At 66.8% G+C, this 21,445-nt stretch carries 15 protein-coding genes; 3 read left to right on the top strand and 12 right to left on the bottom strand.

The annotated features are described in order from the left end of the window. Nucleotides 1-321: 321 nt before the first annotated feature. Genes ASF72_RS15055 through ASF72_RS15045 form a run of 3 tightly spaced genes read right to left on the bottom strand, consistent with a single transcriptional unit; the run spans nucleotide 322 to nucleotide 7,902 of the window. Nucleotides 322-4,026 (bottom strand): 1,4-alpha-glucan branching enzyme, encoded by a 3,705-nt coding sequence (locus ASF72_RS15055; RefSeq protein WP_056600244.1) that lies wholly within the window; start codon nucleotides 4,024-4,026, stop codon nucleotides 322-324. Between the two features lies 1 nt (nucleotide 4,027). Continuing rightward, a complete protein-coding gene (gene treS / locus ASF72_RS15050; protein ID WP_056600241.1) occupies nucleotides 4,028-5,824 on the bottom strand; it encodes a maltose alpha-D-glucosyltransferase in 1,797 nt (598 codons plus the stop codon). Then, entirely contained in the window at nucleotides 5,821-7,902 is a 2,082-nt protein-coding gene (locus ASF72_RS15045; RefSeq protein WP_056600238.1) for an alpha-1,4-glucan--maltose-1-phosphate maltosyltransferase, read from the bottom strand. Before ASF72_RS15045 ends, treS begins: the two co-directional genes overlap by 4 nt. Before the next feature lie 141 nt (nucleotides 7,903-8,043). Between ASF72_RS15045 and glgP the strand changes: the two genes are divergently transcribed. Continuing rightward, the gene (glgP, locus tag ASF72_RS15040) at nucleotides 8,044-10,662 is read left to right on the top strand and encodes an alpha-glucan family phosphorylase (protein ID WP_200933665.1); all 2,619 of its coding nucleotides are present in this window, start codon (nucleotides 8,044-8,046) and stop codon (nucleotides 10,660-10,662) included. Nucleotides 10,663-10,736: 74 nt separating this feature from the next. Here glgP and ASF72_RS15035 read toward each other — a convergent pair whose 3' ends face one another. From ASF72_RS15035 to ASF72_RS15005, 7 genes are all read right to left on the bottom strand, one after another. Next, entirely contained in the window at nucleotides 10,737-11,093 is a 357-nt protein-coding gene (locus ASF72_RS15035; RefSeq protein ID WP_050687534.1) for a barstar family protein, read from the bottom strand. Between the two features lie 40 nt (nucleotides 11,094-11,133). Then, complete coding sequence (gene glgX, locus ASF72_RS15030) at nucleotides 11,134-13,242, bottom strand: glycogen debranching protein GlgX (protein WP_056600236.1); 2,109 nt, start codon at nucleotides 13,240-13,242, stop codon at nucleotides 11,134-11,136. A gap of 86 nt (nucleotides 13,243-13,328) precedes the next feature. Continuing rightward, nucleotides 13,329-14,318 (bottom strand): 23S rRNA (guanosine(2251)-2'-O)-methyltransferase RlmB, encoded by a 990-nt coding sequence (gene rlmB, locus ASF72_RS15025; protein ID WP_050687530.1) that lies wholly within the window; start codon nucleotides 14,316-14,318, stop codon nucleotides 13,329-13,331. 89 nt (nucleotides 14,319-14,407) lie between these two features. Continuing rightward, nucleotides 14,408-15,865, bottom strand: a complete 1,458-nt coding sequence (cysS, locus tag ASF72_RS15020; RefSeq protein WP_056600232.1) for a cysteine--tRNA ligase — start codon at nucleotides 15,863-15,865, stop codon at nucleotides 14,408-14,410. A gap of 9 nt (nucleotides 15,866-15,874) precedes the next feature. Continuing rightward, complete coding sequence (gene ispF / locus ASF72_RS15015) at nucleotides 15,875-16,375, bottom strand: 2-C-methyl-D-erythritol 2,4-cyclodiphosphate synthase (RefSeq protein WP_432246010.1); 501 nt, start codon at nucleotides 16,373-16,375, stop codon at nucleotides 15,875-15,877. Between the two features lie 17 nt (nucleotides 16,376-16,392). Then, the gene (gene ispD / locus ASF72_RS15010) at nucleotides 16,393-17,175 is read right to left on the bottom strand and encodes a 2-C-methyl-D-erythritol 4-phosphate cytidylyltransferase (RefSeq protein WP_050687525.1); all 783 of its coding nucleotides are present in this window, start codon (nucleotides 17,173-17,175) and stop codon (nucleotides 16,393-16,395) included. 109 nt (nucleotides 17,176-17,284) lie between these two features. Beyond that, nucleotides 17,285-17,767, bottom strand: coding sequence for a CarD family transcriptional regulator (locus ASF72_RS15005; RefSeq protein WP_011690592.1), 483 nt, complete (start codon nucleotides 17,765-17,767; stop codon nucleotides 17,285-17,287). A 257-nt stretch (nucleotides 17,768-18,024) separates the two neighbouring features. On the opposite strand from ASF72_RS15005, the gene ASF72_RS15000 reads away from it, so the two are divergent. Beyond that, entirely contained in the window at nucleotides 18,025-18,582 is a 558-nt protein-coding gene (locus tag ASF72_RS15000) for a hypothetical protein (RefSeq protein WP_432245616.1), read from the top strand. Nucleotides 18,583-18,659: 77 nt separating this feature from the next. Here the strand turns inward: ASF72_RS15000 and ASF72_RS14995 are convergent, their stop codons facing one another. Together ASF72_RS14995 and ASF72_RS14990 are read right to left on the bottom strand one after the other, a co-directional pair. Beyond that, nucleotides 18,660-19,340 (bottom strand): response regulator transcription factor, encoded by a 681-nt coding sequence (locus ASF72_RS14995; RefSeq protein ID WP_050687521.1) that lies wholly within the window; start codon nucleotides 19,338-19,340, stop codon nucleotides 18,660-18,662. Continuing rightward, entirely contained in the window at nucleotides 19,337-20,563 is a 1,227-nt protein-coding gene (locus ASF72_RS14990) for a sensor histidine kinase (RefSeq protein WP_050687519.1), read from the bottom strand. The genes ASF72_RS14995 and ASF72_RS14990 overlap by 4 nt, the downstream gene beginning before the upstream one ends. Before the next feature lie 205 nt (nucleotides 20,564-20,768). Here ASF72_RS14990 and phoU point away from each other — a divergent pair, with 205 nt between their 5' ends. Beyond that, nucleotides 20,769-21,431 (top strand): phosphate signaling complex protein PhoU, encoded by a 663-nt coding sequence (gene phoU, locus ASF72_RS14985; protein WP_050687517.1) that lies wholly within the window; start codon nucleotides 20,769-20,771, stop codon nucleotides 21,429-21,431. Nucleotides 21,432-21,445 lie beyond the last annotated feature (14 nt).

Below are 21,445 nucleotides of genomic sequence, written 5' to 3'. Positions count from 1 at the left end.
CAAACAACAGACACACCCGACACCACCACAACCACAGGTCGCAGATCGCTCCGGAGCAACTTTCCAAACTTACCGGCTGCATTCCAGTCTGTCAAACCGGGATCCGCGGCCATCATAGCTGTAAAGCATAACGGCCGGGGTTTTCGGTCTGACTCCGTGGAGCAGCGCGGAAATAAACTGTACCACCACTTGGCCGGGAAGACCACCCGGCCCGGTTACGGTCATCCAACGCTCCCCCGGTTGGACCCAAAAGGCCCGGAATCACGGGGATCCCGGGCCTTCGAGGCGTTCCGCAGAAAAGCGGTGCCGGTTGCAGAGATGTCAGCCTGCGGCCGGAGCACCCACGGTGAAGTACGCGGCACCCAGCGGCGGCAACGTGACGGTCAGCGTTGCCGGCTGCCCGTCCTGGCCTTCATCGGTGGCAACCAGCGGGCCATCGTTCAGCACGCCCGATCCGCCATAGGTGGCATGGTCGGTATTGAGCACCTCGTTCCACGCCCCGGCAACGGGAACCCCCAGGGTGTAGCCCACATGGGGAGCCCCGGAGAAGTTGATGGCGCAAACCACTGCGTTGCCGTTCGTGTCCCACCGGATGAAGGACAGGACGTTGCGGTCCGCGTCTCCCCCGTTGATCCACTGGAACCCGCCGGGTTCGTTGTCCCGTTCGTACAGTGCCGGGGTGGCAGCGTAGAGCTCGTTGAGGTCCTTGGTCAGCAGCTGCAGTCCCTTGTGGGCCGGGATATCGGCAAGCCACCAGTCCAGGCCGTGCTGCTCGGACCACTCGGCTTCCTGGCCGAACTCCGTGCCCATAAAGATGAGCTGCTTGCCCGGGTGTGCCCACTGGTAGGCGAAGAAGGCGCGCAGGTTGGCCAGCTGCTGCCAACGGTCACCCGGCATCTTCCGCAGCATCGAACCCTTGCCATGCACAACCTCGTCGTGGCTGATGGGCAGCAGGAAGTTCTCGGTGAACGCGTACACCAGCGAGAACGTGACGGTCCCGTGGTGCCACTTGCGGTTGATCGGTTCCTCGGCGGCGTAGGACAGGGAATCGTGCATCCAGCCCATGTTCCATTTCAGGCCGAAGCCCAGCCCGCCGTGGCTGGTGGGCGCGGTGACGCCGGGGAACGCCGTGGATTCCTCGGCGATCATCACGGCACCGGGGTGCGTTTTGTAGACAGTGGCGTTCACTTCCTGCAGGAAGGACATGGCCTCCAGGTTCTCGCGCCCGCCGAACCGGTTGGGCTGCCACTGTCCTTCCTCGCGGGAGTAGTCCAGGTACAGCATCGAGGCGACCGCATCCACCCGCAGCCCATCGATGTGGAACTCCTCCAGCCAGTACAAGGCGTTCGCCACCAGGAAGTTCCGGACCTCGGAGCGGCCGAAGTCGAAGATCAGGGTGCCCCAGTCAGGGTGCTCGCCCAGGTTCGGGTCGGCGTGCTCGTAGAGCGGTTCGCCGTCAAACTTGGCCAGCGCCCAGGCATCCTTGGGGAAGTGGGCCGGCACCCAGTCCAGCAGCACGCCGATTCCCGCCTGGTGCAGCGCATCCACGAGGAAGCGGAACTCGTCGGGGTGCCCGAAGCGGGATGTCGGCGCGAAGTAGGAGGTGACCTGGTAGCCCCAGGAGCCACCGAACGGGTGTTCGGCCACGGGCATGAACTCGACGTGCGTAAACCCGAGCCACTTGACGTAGTCCACCAGTTCGGTGGCCAGTTCCTTGTAGCCCAGGCCCAGACGCCAGGAGCCGAGGTGGACCTCGTAGACGCTCATGGCTGAGTTGTGCGGGTCACGCTCGGCGCGGGCCGCCATCCATTCGGCGTCCTTGAAGGCGTAGGACGGCTCCACGACACGTGAAGCGGTCAGCGGCGGTACCTCGGTCCCGAAGGCCAGCGGATCGGCTTTTTCCACCCAGTAGCCGGCTTTGGTCCGGATCTCGAATTTATAGCACGCCCCTGCTACAACGCCGGGAACGAAGATTTCCCAGACCCCCGAGGAGCCCAGGGACCGGAGCGAGTTCTCGCGCCCGTCCCAGCCGTTGAAGTCACCCTTGATCCGCACGGCCTGGGCGTTGGGGGCCCACACGGCGAAGGACACGCCGTCCACGTCACCCAGCGATGACTTGTAGTGCTGGACGTGCGCCCCGAGCACCTCCCAGAGTTTTTCGTGCCGGCCTTCGCCGATCAGGTGCAGGTCCACTTCGCCCACGGTGGGAAGGTAGCGGTACGGCTCGTCGACCGTGACGGCGTCGGCTCCGGGGTAGGTCACGGAAAGCCGGTAGTCGGGCACATGGCCCTGCTGCAGCGGTTCCAGGACCGCCACCCAAACGCCGTGCGCCTCGTGCTCCATGGGTACTGACCCGGCGGACGTCACCACGGAGACGGCTTCCGCCAGATGCTTGACGGTACGGACTGTCACGTGGCCGTAGTCGTCAAGGTGCGCGCCGAGGACGGAGTGCGGGGCGTGGTGTTCGCCGTTCGCGATCCTGCCCAGCGTGTCGGCGTCCACCGGCAGCGGCGCCCCGGGGCGGTCGGTCTGTGCTGAGCCTGTCATTTCATTGCCTTCCGATGCTGCCCCGGCGAGGATGCCGGCGCCATTACTGCCCAGGAGCCGTCTGGAAGCGTTCACGGGGATCGCCAGCCAGTCGGGTCTGTTGCGCATTTCGTAAACCACTTCATAAAGCGCCTTGTCCAGCCACAATGCCACAAAGAGCGGCGATTCCCGGTCCACGGTGCCGGCCCTGACGCCGGCGTAGCCGGCCAGGAACGCGTCCGCGCAGTCATCCACCCAGGAATCGGGAACCTGCGCCCCGTCCTGTTCGCGCAGCGCGGCGCCCGCGGCGTAGTCGAAGGACCGGAGCATCCCCACCACGTCCCGTAGCGGAACGTCCGGGACATTCCGTTCGGCGATGGGCCGCAGGGGCTCACCCTCGAAGTCCAGGATGGCCCACCGTGAGGCGCCGGCGCTGCCGGGCACCTGCAGGATCTGGCCAAGGTGGAGGTCGCCGTGGATCCGCTGCAGCGGACCCGCGGCGACGCCGTCGAGCCCTGCCAGCAGGTCGTCGAGGGCGTCGTTGTAGGGCCCGACGGCGGGACCGGCTTCCGCCCAGGCCTCGCGGACGCGCTGTGCAACAGCGGGTCCGATCACGGTCCCGGACGAGGGTTCGGCAGAGGTACCCAGCGCTGCCGCGAGCCGGCGGTGGACGGTGGCCGTGGCCGCGCCAAGCGCGTGGGCTTCCGCGGTGAAGTCGGTACCGGACCGGGCGGCGTCAACTGCCAGCCTCCACGCGTCGCGGCCGCCTGCCAGGAATTCGTGGGCCACTGCCAGTTCGCCCTGCACTGTCCGGGTGCTTCTGCCGGACTGCCCGGCGCCGGCACCGTTGACCGGGCCCTGGGCGAGCCACTCCCCGCGGACCCAGCCCAACGTGGCCGGCACCTCGGTGGTGCCGCCGGCCGTCAGGGCGGAACCCACTTCCACCTCGGGGTTGGTGCCGTCGGAGAGTACCCGGAAGAATTTGACGATCGCTGCCGATTCGCCGTCGTCCACAATGACCGAACTGTTGGACTGCTCACCGGAGAGGACCTTGACCACGCCCCGGGCGGTGGGCAGGCGGTAGTCGCCGGCCACCTTGAAGCCGGTGGCCGTCCCGGTGGGCGCGGTGCCCTGGTGCCGGATGAGTTCCAGCCAGGCGGCCACGAAGTCGGGGTCATGGACGGCGTCGTAGACCCAGGTCCGGGACGGATCGGTCCCGGCAGCCTGACCCACGAGGGCCCGCTCCATCCCGGCCGCGGGGGCGGGCCGGAAACTCAACGGAACCTGGACCACTGAGGTCCGGGGACCGCCGTCGGCCGTCCTGGTGGTGACGTTCAGGATGAAGACGGCGAGCCCGGCGTGCCCCGCGGGGTCGGCCAGGCCAAGGCTGCCCGCCTGGGACATCTCGAAGTCGTCGGTTTTCACGGGGAACCAGCGCTGCCTCGGAAGCCATTCCCGAAGCAGGGCAGTCAGGGCGGGGGTGAGGATGGGCTGGCTCATATCAGTTCTCGATCGAGAGGATCGGCAAGGCCTGCGTATACGGCGAGGCCGGATTTGACGACGCCGAGCGGATCCGCAGCCAGAAGAAATCGTGGCTGCCCAGCGTGAGCGTCAGCGTCCCGTCCTCGCTGATGCCTGGGAACGGCTGGCCGCCGAAAACGTCCCGCAGGCCCCGCCCCGCGTACTGCGGGATCCGCAGCTTGGCTGCCACCGGGTGCTGGGAAAGATTGAAGGCACACAGGATCGTCTCGCTGTCGGCCCCCGCCGAATTCCCCTCCGGGAGTTCACGCAGGTACGACAGGACGGCGTCGTGATCGGCCTCGACGTGCTTGAAGCCGCCGAGTCCGAAGGCCGGGTGGTTGCGCCGGACGCTGAGGATCTGCCGGGTCCAGCGCAGCAGCGAACCCGAGTGGGCGGATTCCGCTTCCACGTTGGCCATGGCGTAGTTGTACACCAGCGACTGGATGGGCGGCAGGTACAGCTTGCCGGGGTCGGCACTGGAGAATCCCGCGTTGCGGTCGGGGTTCCACTGCATGGGCGTGCGCACGGCGTCGCGGTCGTCCAGCCAGATGTTGTCGCCCATGCCGATCTCGTCCCCGTAGTACAGGAACGGGCTGCCCGGCAGGGACAGCAGCAGCGCGTTGATCAGTTCAATCTCGGCGCGGGAGTTGTCCAGCAGCGGGGCCAGCCGGCGGCGGATGCCGATGTTGGCCCGCATCCGGGGATCCGGGGCGTACCAGCCCAGCATGGCGGCGCGCTCGTCCGGGGTCACCATCTCCAGGGTCAGCTCATCGTGGTTGCGCAGGAACGTACCCCATTGGGCCCCCTCGGGGATTTCCGGGGTGTCCTGCATGGTTTCGATGATGGGCGCGGCCTTCTGGTCGCGCAGCGCGTAGTACAGCCGCGGCATGATGGGGAAGTGGAAGGCCATGTGGCATTCCGGTTCCTCCTCGGTTCCGAAGTACTCCACCACCTCGTTGGGCGGCTGGTTCGCCTCGGCGATGATCACCCGGCCCGGGTAGCTTTCATCCACCATGGTGCGCAGTTTCCGGAGGAAGTCGTGCGTGGCAGGCAGGTTTTCGCAGTTGGTCCCCTCCTCTTCGAAGAGGTACGGAATGGCGTCGGCCCGGAAGCCGTCGATGCCCTGGTCCAGCCAGAAGCGCACCACGTCGAACAGGGCTTCGATGACCTTGGGGTTTTCGAAGTTCAGGTCCGGCTGGTGGCCGAAGAAACGGTGCCAGAAGAACTGCCGGCGGATCGGATCAAACGTCCAGTTCGATTCCTCAGTGTCCACGAAGATGATGCGGGCGTCCTCGTACTTTTTGTCCGTATCGCTCCACACGTAGAAGTCGCCGAACGGACCGTCAGGGTCCTTGCGGGATTCCTGGAACCAGGGGTGCTGGTCCGAGGTGTGGTTCAGGGGCAGGTCGATGATGACCCGCACGCCCCTGGCATGGGCCTCGGCGACCAGGCGCTTGAAGTCGCTGATGGTGCCGAACTCGTCCAGGACGGAGTTGTAGTCCGAAATGTCGTAGCCACCATCACGCAGCGGCGACTGGAAGAACGGCGGCAGCCAGAGGCAGTCCACCCCCAGCCACTGGAGGTAGTCGAGCCTGTCGATGAGGCCGGAGAAGTCACCGGACCCATCGCCGTTGGCATCCGCGAAGGCCCGGACGAGCACTTCGTAAAACACGGCCTTCCGGTACCACAGCGGGTCGTGCTGCAGGCCCGGAGCGTTCAGCTCAAAGCTGCTTTTGGGGGTGAAATGCTGGCTGGCACCCTGCGGATTGAAATTCACTGATGCATTCTCCTCACGCTCAGGATGTGGGCGGGTTCAAGGTGCGGGTCGCGGCGGACGTAGTTGTACTCGCCCCATTCCCAGCTTTCACCGGTGAGCAGGTCATCGACGTAGAAACCGCCGCCGGGGGTCAGGTCCTGCTGGTCCAGTTCCAGGGCGGCCAGGTCCAGCACCACCGTGCACTCGCGGGCGCCGTGCGGGTCCACGTTGGCCACCACGATGATGGTGTCCTTCGTTCCGTCCGGCAGGGTCTTGTGCTTGGAGTAGGCCACCGTGGCGTCGTCAGTGGTGTGGTGGACCGTCAGGTTCTGCAGGTCCTGCAGCGCCGGGTGGTTGTGCCGGAGGTGGTTGAGCCGGGTGATGAACGGCGCCAGGGTGCGGCCGGACGCGGCAGCACCCTCCCAGTCGCGGGCCTTGTACTCAAACTTTTCGTTGTCGATGTATTCCTCGGCACCGGGCCGGGCAACGTGCTCGTAGAGTTCGTAGCCGGCGTACACACCCCACAGCGGGCTGGCCGTGGCGGCGAGGACCGCGCGGATCTTGAACGCTGCCGGGCCGCCGAACTGCAGGTATTCGGTGAGGATGTCCGGGGTGTTCACAAAGAAGTTGGGCCGGAAGAAAGCCGCGGATTCGTGGCTGACCTCTGCAAAGTACTTCTCGATCTCCGCCTTGGTGTTTCGCCACGTGAAGTAGGTGTAGGACTGCTGGAACCCGGCCCGGCCCAGCGCGTGCATCATGGCGGGGCGGGTGAAGGCCTCGGCGAGGAACACCACGCCGTCCACGTTCTTGTCCACTTCGGCGATCAGCCATTCCCAGAACCACACGGGTTTGGTATGCGGATTATCGACCCGGAAGATCTTTACGCCATGGCTGACCCACAGGAGGACAATCCGGAGAATTTCGCGGGAAAGTCCTTCCGGATCATTATCGAAATTCAGCGGGTAAATGTCCTGGTATTTTTTCGGCGGGTTTTCCGCGTAGGCAATGCTGCCGTCCACGCGGGTGGTGAACCACTCCGGGTTCGACGCCACCCAGGGGTGGTCAGGGGCGGCCTGCAACGCCAGGTCCAGGGCTACATCCAGGCCCAGTTCGGTGGCCCGCGCCACAAAGGCGTCAAAGTCCTCAAAGGTGCCCAGGTCGGGGTGGATGGCGTCGTGGCCGCCTTCAGCCGCGCCGATGGCCCAAGGCGAGCCGGGGTCGTTGGGGCCGGCAATGAGGGTGTTGTTGGGGCCCTTGCGGTGCTGTACGCCGATCGGGTGGATGGGCGGCATGTACAGGACGTCGAAGCCCATGGCCGCCACGGCGTCGAGGCGCTTCGCGGCCGTGCGGAAGTTTCCCGAGGTCCAGGCGCCGGTGGTGTGGTCCTTAACGGCGCCTTCGGAACGGGGGAAGAACTCGTACCAGGCCCCGCGGCCGGCACGTTCGCGCTCCACGAGCAGCGGGTAGCGGCGCGAAACAGTGACAAGTTCGCGGATGGGCTGGCGGGCCACAACGTCCGTGACGTCGGCGGCGAATCCGGCGCCCAAACGTTCCTCGGTGCTGCGACCGGTGTCGGCCAGGGCCTGCGCGGCCCGGCCCAGGACGTGCCTGTCGTTTCCGTCGCGGGACTCGTCGTTCGCGGCTTCGCCCAGCAGCGCCGCACCTTCGGCAAGCATCAGCTCAACGTCCACGCCGGCGGCGATCTTCACCTCCGCGTTGTGGTGCCACGTGCCGTAGCGGTCATGCCAGGCTTCAATACTGAACGTCCAGTTGCCGGGTTCCGACGGCGTGAGGATGCCTTCCCAGCGGTCGGTACCCATGCCGCGTTCCCCGCGGGGCGGGGCCAGGCGGACGCGCTGGCGCTCGGCGCCTGCGGCGTCGTGCAGGACGGCGCTGACGCCCAGCTGGTCGTGGCCTTCGCGGAATGAGGTGGCGCCCACCACGATTCCTTCTCCCGGCACGGCCTTGGCCGGGAACGCCCCGTCTTCGATGACCGGCTGTACGGCGGTGATCGGAAAACGTCCGAAGCGCAGGCCCTCAGTGATGCTGCCCGTTGGTTTCGTCGTGGATGCGGCTGTGTTTCCTGGGTTAGTCGTCACAGGCTCGACGTTAGCGAGAAAAGCCGGAATTTGCTAAGCCTGCGCACCTTTTGCGCCGTGGCGCACGTCATTCCTGTCATTTACCCAAAAGAAACCCTGTGCTTGTTCCAGCCGCGGAAGTTGTCCGTTAGTGTGACGCAGGTGAAGGCAATCCGCAGGTTTACGGTCCGTACAGTCCTCCCCGAGCCCATCCGTTCGCTGTCGCGGCTGGCCAGCAATCTGCGCTGGTCCTGGCACCGCCCCACCAGGGAACTTTTCGCCGCCCTGAACCCCAGGATCTGGGCGGAAAGCGGGCAGGACCCTGTTAGCTTCCTCGGCCTGGTCAGCCGGGAGGAGTTCCAACAACTCGCAGCCGACCAGTCGGTAGTGGACCGGATCAGTGCCGCCGCGGCGGATCTTGACCGGTACCTGGACGAGCCCCGCTGGTACCAGGGCCTCGGGCCGGAAGCGCCCGCGGCGATCGCCTACTTCTCGCCGGAGTTCGGCATTACCGAGGTCCTGCCGCAGTACTCGGGCGGCCTGGGCATCCTGGCCGGGGACCACCTGAAGGCCGCCTCGGACCTCGGCGTACCGCTGATCGGCGTCGGCCTGCTCTACCAGGCCGGCTATTTCAAGCAGTCCCTGTCACGTGATGCGTGGCAACAGGAGACGTACCCCGTGCTGGACCCGGACGGGCTGCCGCTGACGCTGCTCCGGGAACCCTCGGCGGACGGCAACGGCCGGCCCCTGCAGGTGTCGCTGCCTCTGCCCAACGGCCGCCGGCTGCTGGCACACATCTGGCGGGCCGACGTCGGCCGCGTTCCCCTGCTGCTCCTGGACTCCAACGTGCCGGGCAACGACGACGCCGCCCGCGGCATCACCGACCGCCTGTACGGCGGCGGCGGGGACCACCGGCTGCAGCAGGAACTGCTGCTGGGCATGGGCGGGGTGAAGGCGCTGCGCGCCTTCCAGCAGCTGACCGGGACCCCTGCACCGGAGGTCTTCCACACCAACGAAGGCCATGCCGGGTTCCTGGGCATCGAACGCATCCAGGAGCTGATGGCCGGTGAGCAGGCGCTGACCTTCGACGAGGCACTCGCCGCTGGCCGGGCCTCCACGGTGTTCACCACGCACACACCGGTTCCCGCCGGCATCGACCGGTTCGAGATCGCCCAGATCAACCACTTCTTCCAGGCGGGGCTGGCCCCCGAGGTTCCTGTTGACCGGATCCTGGAACTGGGCCGGGAGAATTACGCCGATGGGAACCCGTCAGTGTTCAACATGGCCGTGATGGGCCTGCGGCTGGCGCAGCGGGCCAACGGCGTGGCCAAGCTCCACGGCGAGGTGTCCCGCGGTATGTTCTCGGCCCTCTGGCCGGGCTTTGACCACTCCGAGGTGCCCATCACGTCCGTGACCAACGGCGTGCACGTGCCCACGTGGGTGGACAGCCGGATCTCCAAGCTGGCCCGCGACCAGTTCGGCAGCGAAGCGGAGGCCAACGGCCGCTGGGACCTCGCCTACAACGTCAGCGACGCCGATGTGTGGGCGCTGCGCCGGGAAATGCGCTCGGCGCTGGTGGATGATGTCCGCCGCCGGCTCCGGGCCGCGTGGAAGAAGCGCGGCGCCGCCGACGCGGAGCTGGGCTGGACCGAGAAGGTCCTCGACCCGGATGTGCTGACCATCGGGTTCGCCCGCCGCGTGCCCACCTACAAGCGGCTCACGCTGATGCTCCGTGAACCCGACCGCCTGAAGGCACTGCTCCTGCACAAGGACCATCCCATCCAGCTGGTCATTGCGGGCAAGTCGCACCCGGCGGACGACGCCGGCAAAAAGATGATCCAGGACCTGGTCCGGTTCACCGATGATCCCGAGGTCCGGCACCGGATCGCGTTCCTGCCCAACTACGACATCGCCATGGCCCGGACGTTGTTCCCGGGCTGCGACGTGTGGCTCAACAACCCGCTCCGCCCGCTGGAGGCCTGCGGCACGTCAGGCATGAAGGCGGCACTGAACGGTTCGCTGAACCTGTCCGTCCTGGACGGCTGGTGGGATGAAATGTACGACGGCGAAAACGGCTGGGCGATTCCCACCGCCAACAATGGGGCCTCACCGGAGGAACGCGACGATATCGAGGCGGCCGCGCTGTACGAACTGCTCGAAACGCAGGTGGCGCCGAGGTTCTACGGCAACACCGTTTCCGAGGCTGCGGGCGCGGCAGGACCGTCGACGTCGGCCGCTGAGAAGGTGCCAACGCACTGGGTGTCGATGATCAAGCACACCCTGTCGCACCTGGGCCCCGCTGTGTCCGCCGAGCGGATGCTCCGCGACTACGTCAACATCCTGTACCGCCCGGCGGCGGAAGCCGGCCGGACCGCCGTCGCGAATTCCTTCTCCCAGGCCCGCACCCTGGCAGCCTGGACCGCGGGGGTGCGTGCGGCTTGGCCGCACGTGAGTGTGGAGCACGTGGACTCCGTGAACGTCTCGGAGGATCCGCAGATCGGCGACACACTCCAGGTCAACGCGTACGTGGCGCTGCAGGCCCTCACCCCGGAGGATGTCTGCGTTGAAGTGGCCTACGGCCGGGCCGAGGAAAGCGACAGCCTCACGGACATCACGCTGATGGAACTGAAGGCGCAGGAGGACCTGGGTGGCGGCCGCCACCTGTTCAGCGGTTCCCTGGTGATCGACAGGTCCGGCTCCTTCGGCTACACGGTCCGGGTCCTCCCCCGCCACGACGCGCTGGCATCCAAGGCTGAGCTCGGGCTGATCGTCAACGCCTGACAGGACAAAAAGCCGGGTCCGGCAGGGATGAAAAGGCTGCCGGACCCGGCTTTTTGCGTATCGGCGCGCTCAGCTCAGAGCAGGACTGCCGTCACCGAAAGGTCAGCTCCCGCGTAACGCTCGGCGTCCTGGAGGACCTCGCAGATAATTCCGAAGGAACGGTCACTGCGGAACGGTCCCGCCACCTGCCACAGGACCGTCACGGGCGGGTTGCCGTTGTCAGCGATGCTGTCCGCGAAGTCGTGCAGGGAGTCGTTGAGCGCGTCAAGGTCCGCGTCGGATTCGGCCGGGAAGCTGAGGACCTCCCCGAAGGTCTCCAGGACCGCCCGTTTGCTGTCGGCGGCCGGAACCAGGAGGCTGCGGCGGCCCTGATCGGACACCTGCTCCTGCAGTTCGGCAAGGGTCCAGGTGTCGCCTGAGTAAATCTTCATGGGGGTGCTGTGCTGCCTTCCGACAGGGTTGGGCCGAAGCCTAGGTGCGGTAGATGCTGATGGAGTTTGCCTCCACCAGGTCCTTTTCGCCGGACGCCACCCTGCCGCCCTTGCGCAGTTCGTGCAGGGGCGAGGTGGTGACCCGGAGTTCGAACATTCGGGGGGCAGCGCTGCCGGCGATCGCCGGCAGGGTGATCTGGACGTCCGAGGTGCTGCCGTTGACCACCACCAGCCCGGCCAGGGTGCCGTCGTCGGAGCCCAGCAGGAGCTGGACCACGCGGTGCTGCGGATTGTTCCAGGCGTCCATGCTCATGGGCTGGCCGCTCTGGTCGAACCAGTAAAGGTAGGACTGTTCATCCCGGACGGGGAAGTCGTGCCGTTGGGCGGCCAAAAATTCCTTGCGCAGCCGGATGTACCGCGTGGTGCTGCGCAGCATCTCCTCCGACTCCGGCGTGCGGGTCCAGTCCAGCCAGGCGATGGCATTGTCCTGGCAGTAGGCGTTGTTGTTGCCCTGCTGGGTGCGGGCCAGTTCGTCGCCGGCGGTGATCATGGGCACGCCGAGGGAGACCAGCAGCGAGGCCATCAGGTTCCGGCGGGACTGGGCCCGTTTGGCCAGGATGGCCCCGTTTTCGGTGGGGCCCTCCACACCGTGGTTGTAGCTGCGGTTGTCGCCGTGGCCGTCGCGGTTCTGCTCACCGTTGGCTTCGTTGTGTTTCCGGTCGAAGGACACCAGGTCGTGGAGGGTGAACCCATCGTGGGCGGTGACCAGGTTGACCGAGGCGAGCCGGGACCTGCCCGAGCCTTCAAACAGTGCTGCCGAGCCGGAGAGGGCATCGGCGAGCCGGGCCACGGAACCGCCCTGGCCGCCGGCGTCGATGGCGGCGCGGTCCGCGAGCCAGAAGGACCGGACGGAGTCCCGGAAGTGGTCGTTCCAGTCCACCCAGCCGGCAGGGAACCGACCGGTCTGCCAGCCGCCGTAGCCCACGTCCCAGGGTTCGGCGATGAGCTTCACGTCCGACAGGACAGGATCGGCGGCGATGGCCACCAGGAACGGGTGCCGCGGGTCGAATTCGTTGGCGGCATTGCGGCACAGCGTCACGGCCAGGTCGAACCGGAACCCGTCAATGTGGAACTCGTCCACCCAGTAGCGCAGGGAATCCAGGACCATCTGGACCACGCGGGGTTCACCGAAGTTCAGGCTGTTGCCGCAGCCCGTGGTGTCCAGGTACCGGCCGTTCCCGTCGGTGCGGTAATACCTGTCTTCACCGAGGCCACGGAAGCTGAGGGTCTGCCCGTCCGGGCCGCCTTCGGCCGTGTGGTTGTAGACGACGTCCAGGATGACTTCCAGGCCGGCCGCGTGCAGGAGCTTCACCATGCCCTTGAACTCGTCCTGGACGGCTTGGGGCCCGGCGTCCTGCGCGGCCCGCGTGGCGTAGCCGGGGTGGGGCGCGAAGAACGCTGCAGTGTTGTAGCCCCAGTAATTGGTCAAGGCAAGGTCCTGCAGGTGCGGTTCGTCCAGATGGAAGTGCACCGGCAGCAGCTGCACCGACGTGATGCCCAGTCCCTGGAGGTGCGCTATCACGGCAGGGTGGGCCATGCCGGCGTACGTCCCGCGCAGTTCCTCCGGCACGTCGGGGTGGAGCATGCTCTGCCCGCGGACGTGGGCCTCGTAGATGATGGTGTTGCGCCACTGCAGGCCCAGGCGGGCGTCGGAGCCCCAGTCGAAGGCCGATGCCATCCGGACGCTGGTGAGGAACCCGTCGCGCTGGTCAATGGCGCGGCCGTAGGGATCAAGCAGCAGCGGCTGGCCGCCGGCGTCATCCACATCCCTGGTGGGCACCGCGAGCGGCAGGGACTGCTCGGGCGACGCCGGCCGGAAACCGTACCGGGATCCAACAGGCAGGTCCGCCACGATGCCGTGGTGGACGCCGTGGGTGACGTTGGGCAGCGCCTGCACCCGCCAGTCCCCGCCCGGGGCGATGTAGACGATTTCCAGGCTGGGGACGCCCGGAGCGTAGCAGGCAACGTTGGCCCGGGCCGTCCCGTGGTGCCCGGCGCCGCTGGTTTCCGGACGCGGCACGCTGACACCCAGCGGCACCGCCGTGGAGGTGTCCGTGGTGGAAGCGGTGTCGAAGAGCGGCATGACCATCACCTAAAATTTTAGCCGCCAGCGGCACATAAGACTGACCGGCCGCCGATATGACGGCCGGGTAACAGCTACGGAACGGGCGTCCGCTACTTCGTGGCGCGCTGGCGCGAGACTTCGTACAGGGAAATGCCCACGGCCATGGAGGCGTTCAGGGATTCCATGGCCGAATCGATCGGGATGGAGACGATCTGGTCGCAGTTCTCGCGGACCAGGCGGCTGAGGCCCTTGCCCTCGGAGCCCACCACGATGCACACGGGTTCGGTGGCGAGGGTGAGGTCCGGCAGCGACACGTCGCCGTCGCCGTCGAGGCCCAGCACAAAAATGCCCATGCCTTTGAACTGCTTGAGCGCGCTGTTCAGGTTGGCGGCACGGGCCACCGGGACCCGCACGGCTGCGCCGGCGCTGGTCTTCCAGGCCGAGGCAGTGACGCCCACGGAGCGGCGCTCCGGGACAATGACGCCGTGACCGCTGAAGGCGGAAACAGAGCGGATGATGGCACCCAGGTTGCGGGGATCGGTGATGCCGTCCAAGGCAACAAAGAGCGGCGCGTTGGCAACGTGCCCCTTCTTCCACTTGTCCACGGTTTCCTCGGCGAGGTCGTAGGCGTCCTGGTACTCGTACGGCGGGATCTGCAGGACCAGGCCCTGGTGCACGGCGTCGTCGGTCATCCGGTCCAGCTCGGGCTTGCCGGTTTCCAGCAGCGGGATGCCGCGTTCGGCGGCGAGCTTCAGGGATTCCTTGACCCGGTCATCCATTTCGATGCGGATCGCGATGTGCAGCGCCTTCGCGGGGATGCCGGCACGCAATGCCTCCACCACGGAGTTGCGGCCGGTCACCACTTCTTCGGTGGCGCGGCCCTTGGGTCCGGTCCTGCTGGCGCCGGCGCTGCGGGCACCCGTGCCGCGCTTGGCGGCGGAACGCTCGGACAGCTGCTTGGACTTGTGGGCCTTGTGGTACGGGCGGTCCTCGGCTTTGGGGGTGGGACCCTTGCCTTCGAGAGCCTTGCGGCCATGTCCACCGGTTCCGATGGTTGGGCCCTTCTTTGCCTTAATAGACCGGCGACCGTTGTTGGCCATTGTGTTCCACCCTTGATTGTGTTGACTGAGTCTGCCTACCAGTCTACGGACAGCAGAAAAATCGGCTCAATCGGGGCGGATCCGAGGGCTCAGCCGCGTTTCAGGCTCCAGGTGGCGCCGTCCGGGCCGTCCGCCACCACCACTCCCGCCGCGGCAAGGGTGTCCCGGATGGCGTCCGAGGCTGCCCAGTCCTTGTCTGCCCGTGCTTTGGTCCGGGCGGCGAGCTGGGCCTGGACCAGGACGGCGAGGGCGCCGGTTTCGCGCCCATCCCCCGCCGGGCCGGAAGCAACATCGTTCAGGCCCAGGACCCGGAGCATGTCGTGGACCTGGTGCAGGGCTCCTCGGGCCTCCTCCAGCCGGCCTTCGGTGAGCGCTGTGTTGCCCAGCCGGACCGTCTCGTGGAGCACCGCCAGTGCCGCCGGCACGTTCAGGTCATCGTCCATGGCGTTGCCGAAGGCTTCGGGAACGGTTCCGTAGGTGGCGAAACTGTAGGTCCCGCCGTCGGCCAGGGCCTGGACCGCCCGGCCCATAAAGCCTTCAATGCGTTCGACGGCAGCGGCGGCCTCCTGCAGCGACGTGGGCCGGTAGTCCAGGATGGACCGGTAATGGGCCTGGCCCAGGTAATAGCGGACCACGCGGGCGGGGGCCAGTTCCAGCATCTCCGCCGGGCTGACGGTGTTTCCGATGGACTTGGACATTTTTTCGCCCTGGTAGGTGACCATGCCGTTGTGCATCCAGAAGTTGGCGAAGCCGTGGCCCGCCGCCTGCGACTGGGCCATTTCGTTCTCATGGTGCGGGAAGCGGAGGTCCAGCCCGCCGCCGTGGATGTCAAACTCGGTGCCCAGGTATTTAGTGACCATGGCGGAGCATTCCAGGTGCCAGCCCGGCCGGCCGGTCCCCCAGGGGGATGCCCAGCCGGCGGACGCGGGTTCGCCTGCCTTGGCGCCCTTCCAGAGGGCGAAGTCGCGGGGGTCCTTTTTGCCGCGGGGGTCGGCGTCCGGCGCGGCCTGCATGTCATCGATGTTTTGGCGGGTCAGGGACCCGTACCGGGCCCAGGACCGGACGTCGAAGTACACGTCCCCGGAGTCGTCCACAGCAGGGTACGCGTGGCCGCGGTCGATCAGGTCCTGGATCAGGGCATGCATTTCCGGGATGTGCCCGGTGGCCCGCGGTTCATAGGTGGGCCGGCCGACGCCCAGGGCGTCGTAGGCCTTCAGGAATTCCTGCTCGTAGCGGTACGCCAGCGCCCACCACTCTTCGGCCACAATTTCACCGGGGCCGCCGCTGAACTCCGGGCTGAAGGACTGGGCGGACTTAGCCAGGATCTTGTCGTCGATGTCCGTGACGTTACGGACCACCGTGACCCGGTGTCCGCGATGGGCGAGCCAGCGTGTCAGCTGGTCGAAGGCGATGGCGGAGCGGATGTGCCCCACGTGCGGCATCCCCTGCACCGTGGCCCCGCAGTAGTAGAGGCTGGCCGTGCCCGCGACGAGGGGAACGAAGTCGCGGACTTCGGCGGAGGCAGTGTCATAGAAGCGCAGGGTCACCGGTCCAGATTAGCCGATGGGGCCGGCTGCCCGGGGATAGACCAGGGCGGTGGCCATGGCGGAGATGCCTTCGCCGCGGCCGGGGAATCCCAGCCCGTCGCTGGTGGTGGCCGTGACGCTGACGGGCGCCCCCGCTGCATCGCTGAGGACGGTCTGGGCTTCCTCGCGGCGCGGGCCGAACTTTGGCCTGTTCGCCACGAACTGGACGGCGACGTTACCGATCTCAAAACCGGCGGCGCGGACGATCCGCGCCGCTTCTGCGAGGAGGGTCACACCGGAGGCGCCGGCGAATTCGGGCCGGTCCGTCCCGAAGTGTGTGCCCAGGTCGCCGATGCCGGCGGCGGAGAACAGCGCATCCGCCGCGGCGTGGGCCACGGGGTCGCCGTCCGAATGGCCCGCGAGGCCGCGTTCGCCCGGCCACAGGAGTCCGCCGAGCCAGAGGGGACGGGCAGGTTCGCCAGGGTCGTAAGCGTGGACGTCGATGCCGATGCCGGTCCGGGGAATGATCATTGCGGGCTGGTCCACGGTCATCCCTCCACCCAACGGGCGCCGAGCGGGCCTTCCAGGAGGCCTTCGGCGAGGATCAGGTCCAGCGGTGTGGTGATCTTCAGGGACTGGGTGGAACCCCGGACCGCGTAAACGGGAGTCCCCAGCATTTCCACCAGCATGGCGTCGTCCGTCACGGCAGCCGCCGATGCCGGGTCGAGCGCCGCTGCCGCGGCATGCGCCTCCAACAGGGTTGCCAGCCGGAAGCCCTGCGGGGTCTGGACGGCGCGGAGTTCCTCGCGGGGCGCCGTCCCGGTCACGAGTTCGGGGGCGATGGCGGCGTCCCCGCCGTCCGTGGCCACCACGGTCTTAACGGTATCCACCACGGCGACGGCGGGAATCACCGCTTCCGCCCCCGCGTCCAGCGCGTCGGCCACGCGGTGGAAAACGGCTTCGGGGGTGAGGGCGCGGGCGGCATCGTGCACCAGGACCGCCTCCACGCCTTCCATCAGGGCAGCGAGGCCGGCCCGGACCGAGCCGGCGCGGGTAGCGCCGCCGTCCACCACTGTCAGGAGGGGTCCGCCGTCGGCCAGTTCGTCCCGGAACGCATCGCACTGGGCGCGGAGCCCGTCGTCGCCGGCCGGCAGGGCCACGCAGATCTGCACGCCGACGCCGGCGGCAACAATGCCCCGCAAGGCATGGATCAGGATGGTGTCGCCGCCCAGGGGCACTGCCGCCTTGGGCATGCCGTAGCCGAGCCGTTGCCCTGATCCTGCTGCCACCAGGATCACCGCGGTGACCGGGCGGGTGGATGAATTCCTCATGCGGACCAGCCTACGTCCAGGAAGCCTTGCCCGGCCAAGCCCCCAGCCGGCCCTGTTTTTGGGCAAAAAGAAGCCCGGCGGCACTCCAGGTGCCACCGGGGTTCGATTCTTAGGAAGCCAGGACCTCGTCGAGAACGCTTGCTGCCTTCTCTTCGTCGGTCTTTTCTGCCAGCGCCAGTTCTGAGATCAGAATCTGCCGGGCTTTGGCCAGCATGCGCTTCTCGCCTGCGGAAAGGCCCCGGTCGTGATCGCGGCGCCACAGGTCGCGGACGACCTCTGCCACTTTGATGACGTCACCGGAGGCAAGCTTCTCGAGGTTTGCCTTGTACCTGCGCGACCAGTTGGTGGGTTCCTCGGTGAACTCGGCACGGAGGACGTCGAAGACATGCTCCAGGCCTTCCTTGCCCACCACGTCCCGGACCCCAACAAGGTCTACGTTTTCTGCTGGAACTTCAATGGTCAGATCACCCTGGGCCACCTTGAGCTTGAGATACATTTTCTCTTCGCCCTTGATGGTGCGCATCTTGATTTCTTCAATTTTCGCAGCACCGTGGTGAGGGTAAACTACTGTCTCGCCAACCTCAAATACCATGTGGACATTTCCCCTTTCCCGGCACCCAGTTTATCACGATTAAGGCATATGACCGGCCGCGGAACGGCCCCGCAACCGCAGAAATACGCGGAAAATGGGCCCAATCAGCCCGTCGGGACCCCTTGACGAAAGCGGATAATAGTGCATCTGGCCGGGGCTGCCAAGGGTGTTGCGCAGGTCTTCGAATCCGCGTTTGAGCCCCTTTGCGGATAGGCTAAGGGCTGAATAATGTTTCAAGACTCTCGAGGAGTACTGACGTGCGTTTCACTGCGATGAACCGGGCCGGGCGCGGCAAAATGGCACTGACGGCTGCCGCCCTGTGCGCGGGCCTGCTGACGGTATCGGGCTGCGGATACATCACGCCGCAGCAGACCAAGGAGCAGTACGCTGCCTCGGACGGCATCGTCGCCGACCTGGGCCCGCTGCAGCTGCGGAACTTCCTGGTCGTTTCCGCTGGCGAGGATCAGCCGGGCCGAGTGCTGGGCGCCGTCTACAACTCCTCCTCGCAGGATGTGACGCTGACCGTCAACGGCTCCGAAGGCTCGCAGACCGAGGTCCCCGTCAAGGCCAACTCGTACACGCTGCTGAACAACAGCACCGACGAGGCCATCCTCAGCACCACCGGCGGCATTCCCGGGTCACTGGTGGACCTGAAAATCAGTGAGAGCGGCACCAACGTCAACGAAACCGTCAAGGTTCCGGTGCTGGACAGCTCCATCGCCGAGTACAAGGACTACGTCCCGGCAGGCACCACCGCCGAACCCACGGACACCGCGTCGCCCACGCCGTCCGCCTCCGAAGAAGCTGCCCACTAAGGCGGCCACCGCAGCGCAACACAAAAGGGAGGGGCCAGCTGGCCCCTCCCTTTTGTGTTGCCGCGCCGCGGCGCGGTTTACGGTTCGAACTTGTAACCCAGCCCGCGGACGGTCACCAGGTACCGCGGCGCCGAGGGGTCAGGCTCGATTTTGCTGCGGAGCCGCTTGACGTGTACGTCGAGGGTTTTGGTGTCGCCCACATAGTCCGAGCCCCAGACGCGGTCGATCAACTGGCCCCGGGTCAGTACCCGGCCCGAGTTGCGGAGCAGCATTTCCAGCAGCTCGAATTCCTTGAGCGGCAACAGGACCTGGCCGCCGTCCACGCTGACCACGTGCCGTTCGATGTCCATTCGCACGGGACCGGCCTGGACCGTGGCGGAGATGAGCTCTTCCGGCTCCCCCTGGCGCCGCAGCACGGCCCGGACCCTGGCCACGAGTTCGCGGGACGAGTAGGGTTTGGTGACGTAGTCGTCAGCACCGAGTTCCAGGCCCACCACTTTGTCGATTTCGGAGTCCTTGGCGGTCAGCATGATCACCGGGACGCTGGAACGCTGGCGCAGCTGGCGGCACACCTCGGTGCCGGAGAGGCCCGGCAGCTGCAGGTCCAGGAGCACCAGGTCCGCCCCGTTGCGGTCGAACTCGGTGATGGCGTCCAGGCCGTTGTCCACAACCTCCACCTCGAATCCTTCCTTGCCCAGCAAATAGGACAGCGGATCGCTGAACGATTCCTCGTCCTCCACAATCAAAATCCTGCTCAAGCGCTAGCTCCTCGTTCTGTGGCGCCGGTGGCGCGGGGTACATGGGTGAGAGTAGGTTTGCGGGCGGTGGCCGGCGCACTGGCGGGCTCCGCCGCGTCGTCGTCCTGGCCTTCCATTTCCGGCAGCCGGAGGGTAAAGGTGGAACCCTGGCCGGGCTGGGACCACAGGGTGATTTCCCCGCCGTGGTTGGCAGCGACATGCTTGACGATGCTCAGGCCCAGGCCCGTGCCGCCGGTGTGCCGGGAACGCGCGGCGTCCACGCGGTAGAAACGCTCAAACACGCGCTCCTGGTCCTCGGGGCTCAGGCCCTCGCCCTGGTCGGTCACTGAGATGGCGACCAGGCCTTCCTTCGAGCGGACCCCGATCCCCACACGGGTGTTGGGTGGCGAGTAGCGGATGGCGTTGTCGATCAGGTTGCGCAGCGCGGTCACCAGGAGGTCCTGGTCGCCGAAGACCCTGCCTTCGGTCCGGCCGCCCACCACGATGCTGATGTTTTTGCTTTCGGCAGGAAGCTGCGAGCGGTCCACGGCTTCGGTGATGACGGCGTTGACGTCCACCGGTCCGCCCTGCTGGGTGACGCTGGCGCCCTGCAGCCGGGAAAGCTCGATGATGTCCTGCACCAGGGCCGCGAGCCGGCCGGATTCCTTGTGCATGCGCTTGGCGAACCGGCGGACGGCCAGCTCGTCATCCGCGGAGGATTCCAGGGCCTCGGCCAGCAGCGAGATGGCGCCGACGGGGGTTTTGAGTTCGTGGGACACGTTCGCCACGAAGTCGTTGCGGATTTCCTCGGTGCGGGTGATCTCGGTCCGGTCATCCGCGAGCAGGAGGATGAATTCCTCGCCGAGCATGGCCGCCCGGATCTGGACGATGATGGTGCCCTGGCCCAGCGGGCCGCGGGGCAGCTCCAGCTGCTTTTCCAGGATCACGCCGTCGCGGCGGACCCCGGCTGTCATGTCCAGGAGTTCCTTGTGCACCACAGTGTGGCCGCGGACCAGCCCGTAAGCGTAGGCGGCGGGACTGGCGCGCACCACCCCGTCCACGGCGTCCACCACCACGAAGGCACGGCCGACGACGGCCAGCACCTCGGCGGCACCGGCCGGGAGTGCGATTTCGCCGGCGTCGACGTCCAGGATTTTGCGCTGCCGTTCGCTGACCCGGTACGCGAGCACGCCAAAGGTGCCAAGCGCCAGTCCGATCAGGCCGGCCAGCATACCGATGAGCATAGGATCCACAGCTCCACCTTATGCTCTGGCCGGGACCCCCACGGCGCGTCCGGGCGGCCTGCGCCGACGGTTCAACTAACGTTCACCTGCAGGGGCTCAACCGTTCACCGGCCACTGGCAGAGTAACGGGTTGGAGTGCCGAACGGCGACATAATTCCTCCTGCCCGTACGCGGGCGGGCGGGAGTTCCAAGGAAAGGACGCCCTGTGCGTAAGGTTTTTCAGGAAGAGCTCACCCAGGTAGGTGACCAGCTTGTGGAGATCTCCAGGCTGGTCAGCGAGGCGATGGACAAGGCCACCACGTCTTTCGAGGTGGCCGACGTGGACCTCGCCCAGGATGTTATTGCTGCTGACGCACGCATTGACTTCCTGCAGAACAGCCTCGACGAACGCGCCATCGACATCCTGGCCCTCCAGGGTCCCGTGGCCAGCGACCTCCGGATGATCGTGGGTTCCCTGCGGATGAGCGCCTCGCTCGAACGCATGGGTGACCTGGCCCGGCACATCGCCCAGCTGGCGCGTCTGCGGTTCCCGTCCACAGTGATCCCGGCAGCCATGACGGAAACCTTCAGCCGGATGGCGGAACTGGACCAGAACATCGCGGACAGCCTCACCAAGCTGCTCGAAACCCGCGACCTGGAAGTGGCCCGGGACATCCTGAAGGCCAACTCCGCCATCAACGACCTGCACTTGAGCGTGTTCAAGGCCATCGCGGCTCCGGAGTGGGCCGAATCGCCGGCAACCACGGTGGATGTGGCCCTGGCCAGCCGCTACTTCGAGCGCTTCGCCGACCACGGCGTTTCCGTGGCGCAGAAGGTCACCTACCTCGTCACGGGCGCCTGGCAGCCCAACGGCACCGACCACGGCTGAGGCTTTCCCACAAA

Source organism: Arthrobacter sp. Leaf141 (assembly GCF_001424565.1).
Taxonomy (GTDB): domain Bacteria; phylum Actinomycetota; class Actinomycetes; order Actinomycetales; family Micrococcaceae; genus Arthrobacter.
This window is presented reverse-complemented; position numbering and strand designations above follow the sequence as displayed.

Bases quoted from the DNA above. Each gene is read 5' to 3' on its own strand.
- ASF72_RS15055 (WP_056600244.1), bottom strand. From the start codon at position 4,026: ATGAGCCAGCCCATCCTCACCCCCGCCCTGACTGCCCTGCTTCGGGAA.
- ASF72_RS14990 (WP_050687519.1), bottom strand. From the start codon at position 20,563: ATGCTCATCGGTATGCTGGCCGGCCTGATCGGACTGGCGCTTGGCACC.
- rlmB (WP_050687530.1), bottom strand. From the start codon at position 14,318: ATGGCCAACAACGGTCGCCGGTCTATTAAGGCAAAGAAGGGCCCAACC.
- ASF72_RS15005 (WP_011690592.1), bottom strand. From the start codon at position 17,767: ATGGTATTTGAGGTTGGCGAGACAGTAGTTTACCCTCACCACGGTGCT.
- ispF (WP_432246010.1), bottom strand. From the start codon at position 16,375: ATGATCATTCCCCGGACCGGCATCGGCATCGACGTCCACGCTTACGAC.
- ispD (WP_050687525.1), bottom strand. From the start codon at position 17,175: ATGAGGAATTCATCCACCCGCCCGGTCACCGCGGTGATCCTGGTGGCA.
- ASF72_RS15035 (WP_050687534.1), bottom strand. From the start codon at position 11,093: ATGAAGATTTACTCAGGCGACACCTGGACCCTTGCCGAACTGCAGGAG.
- glgX (WP_056600236.1), bottom strand. From the start codon at position 13,242: ATGGTCATGCCGCTCTTCGACACCGCTTCCACCACGGACACCTCCACG.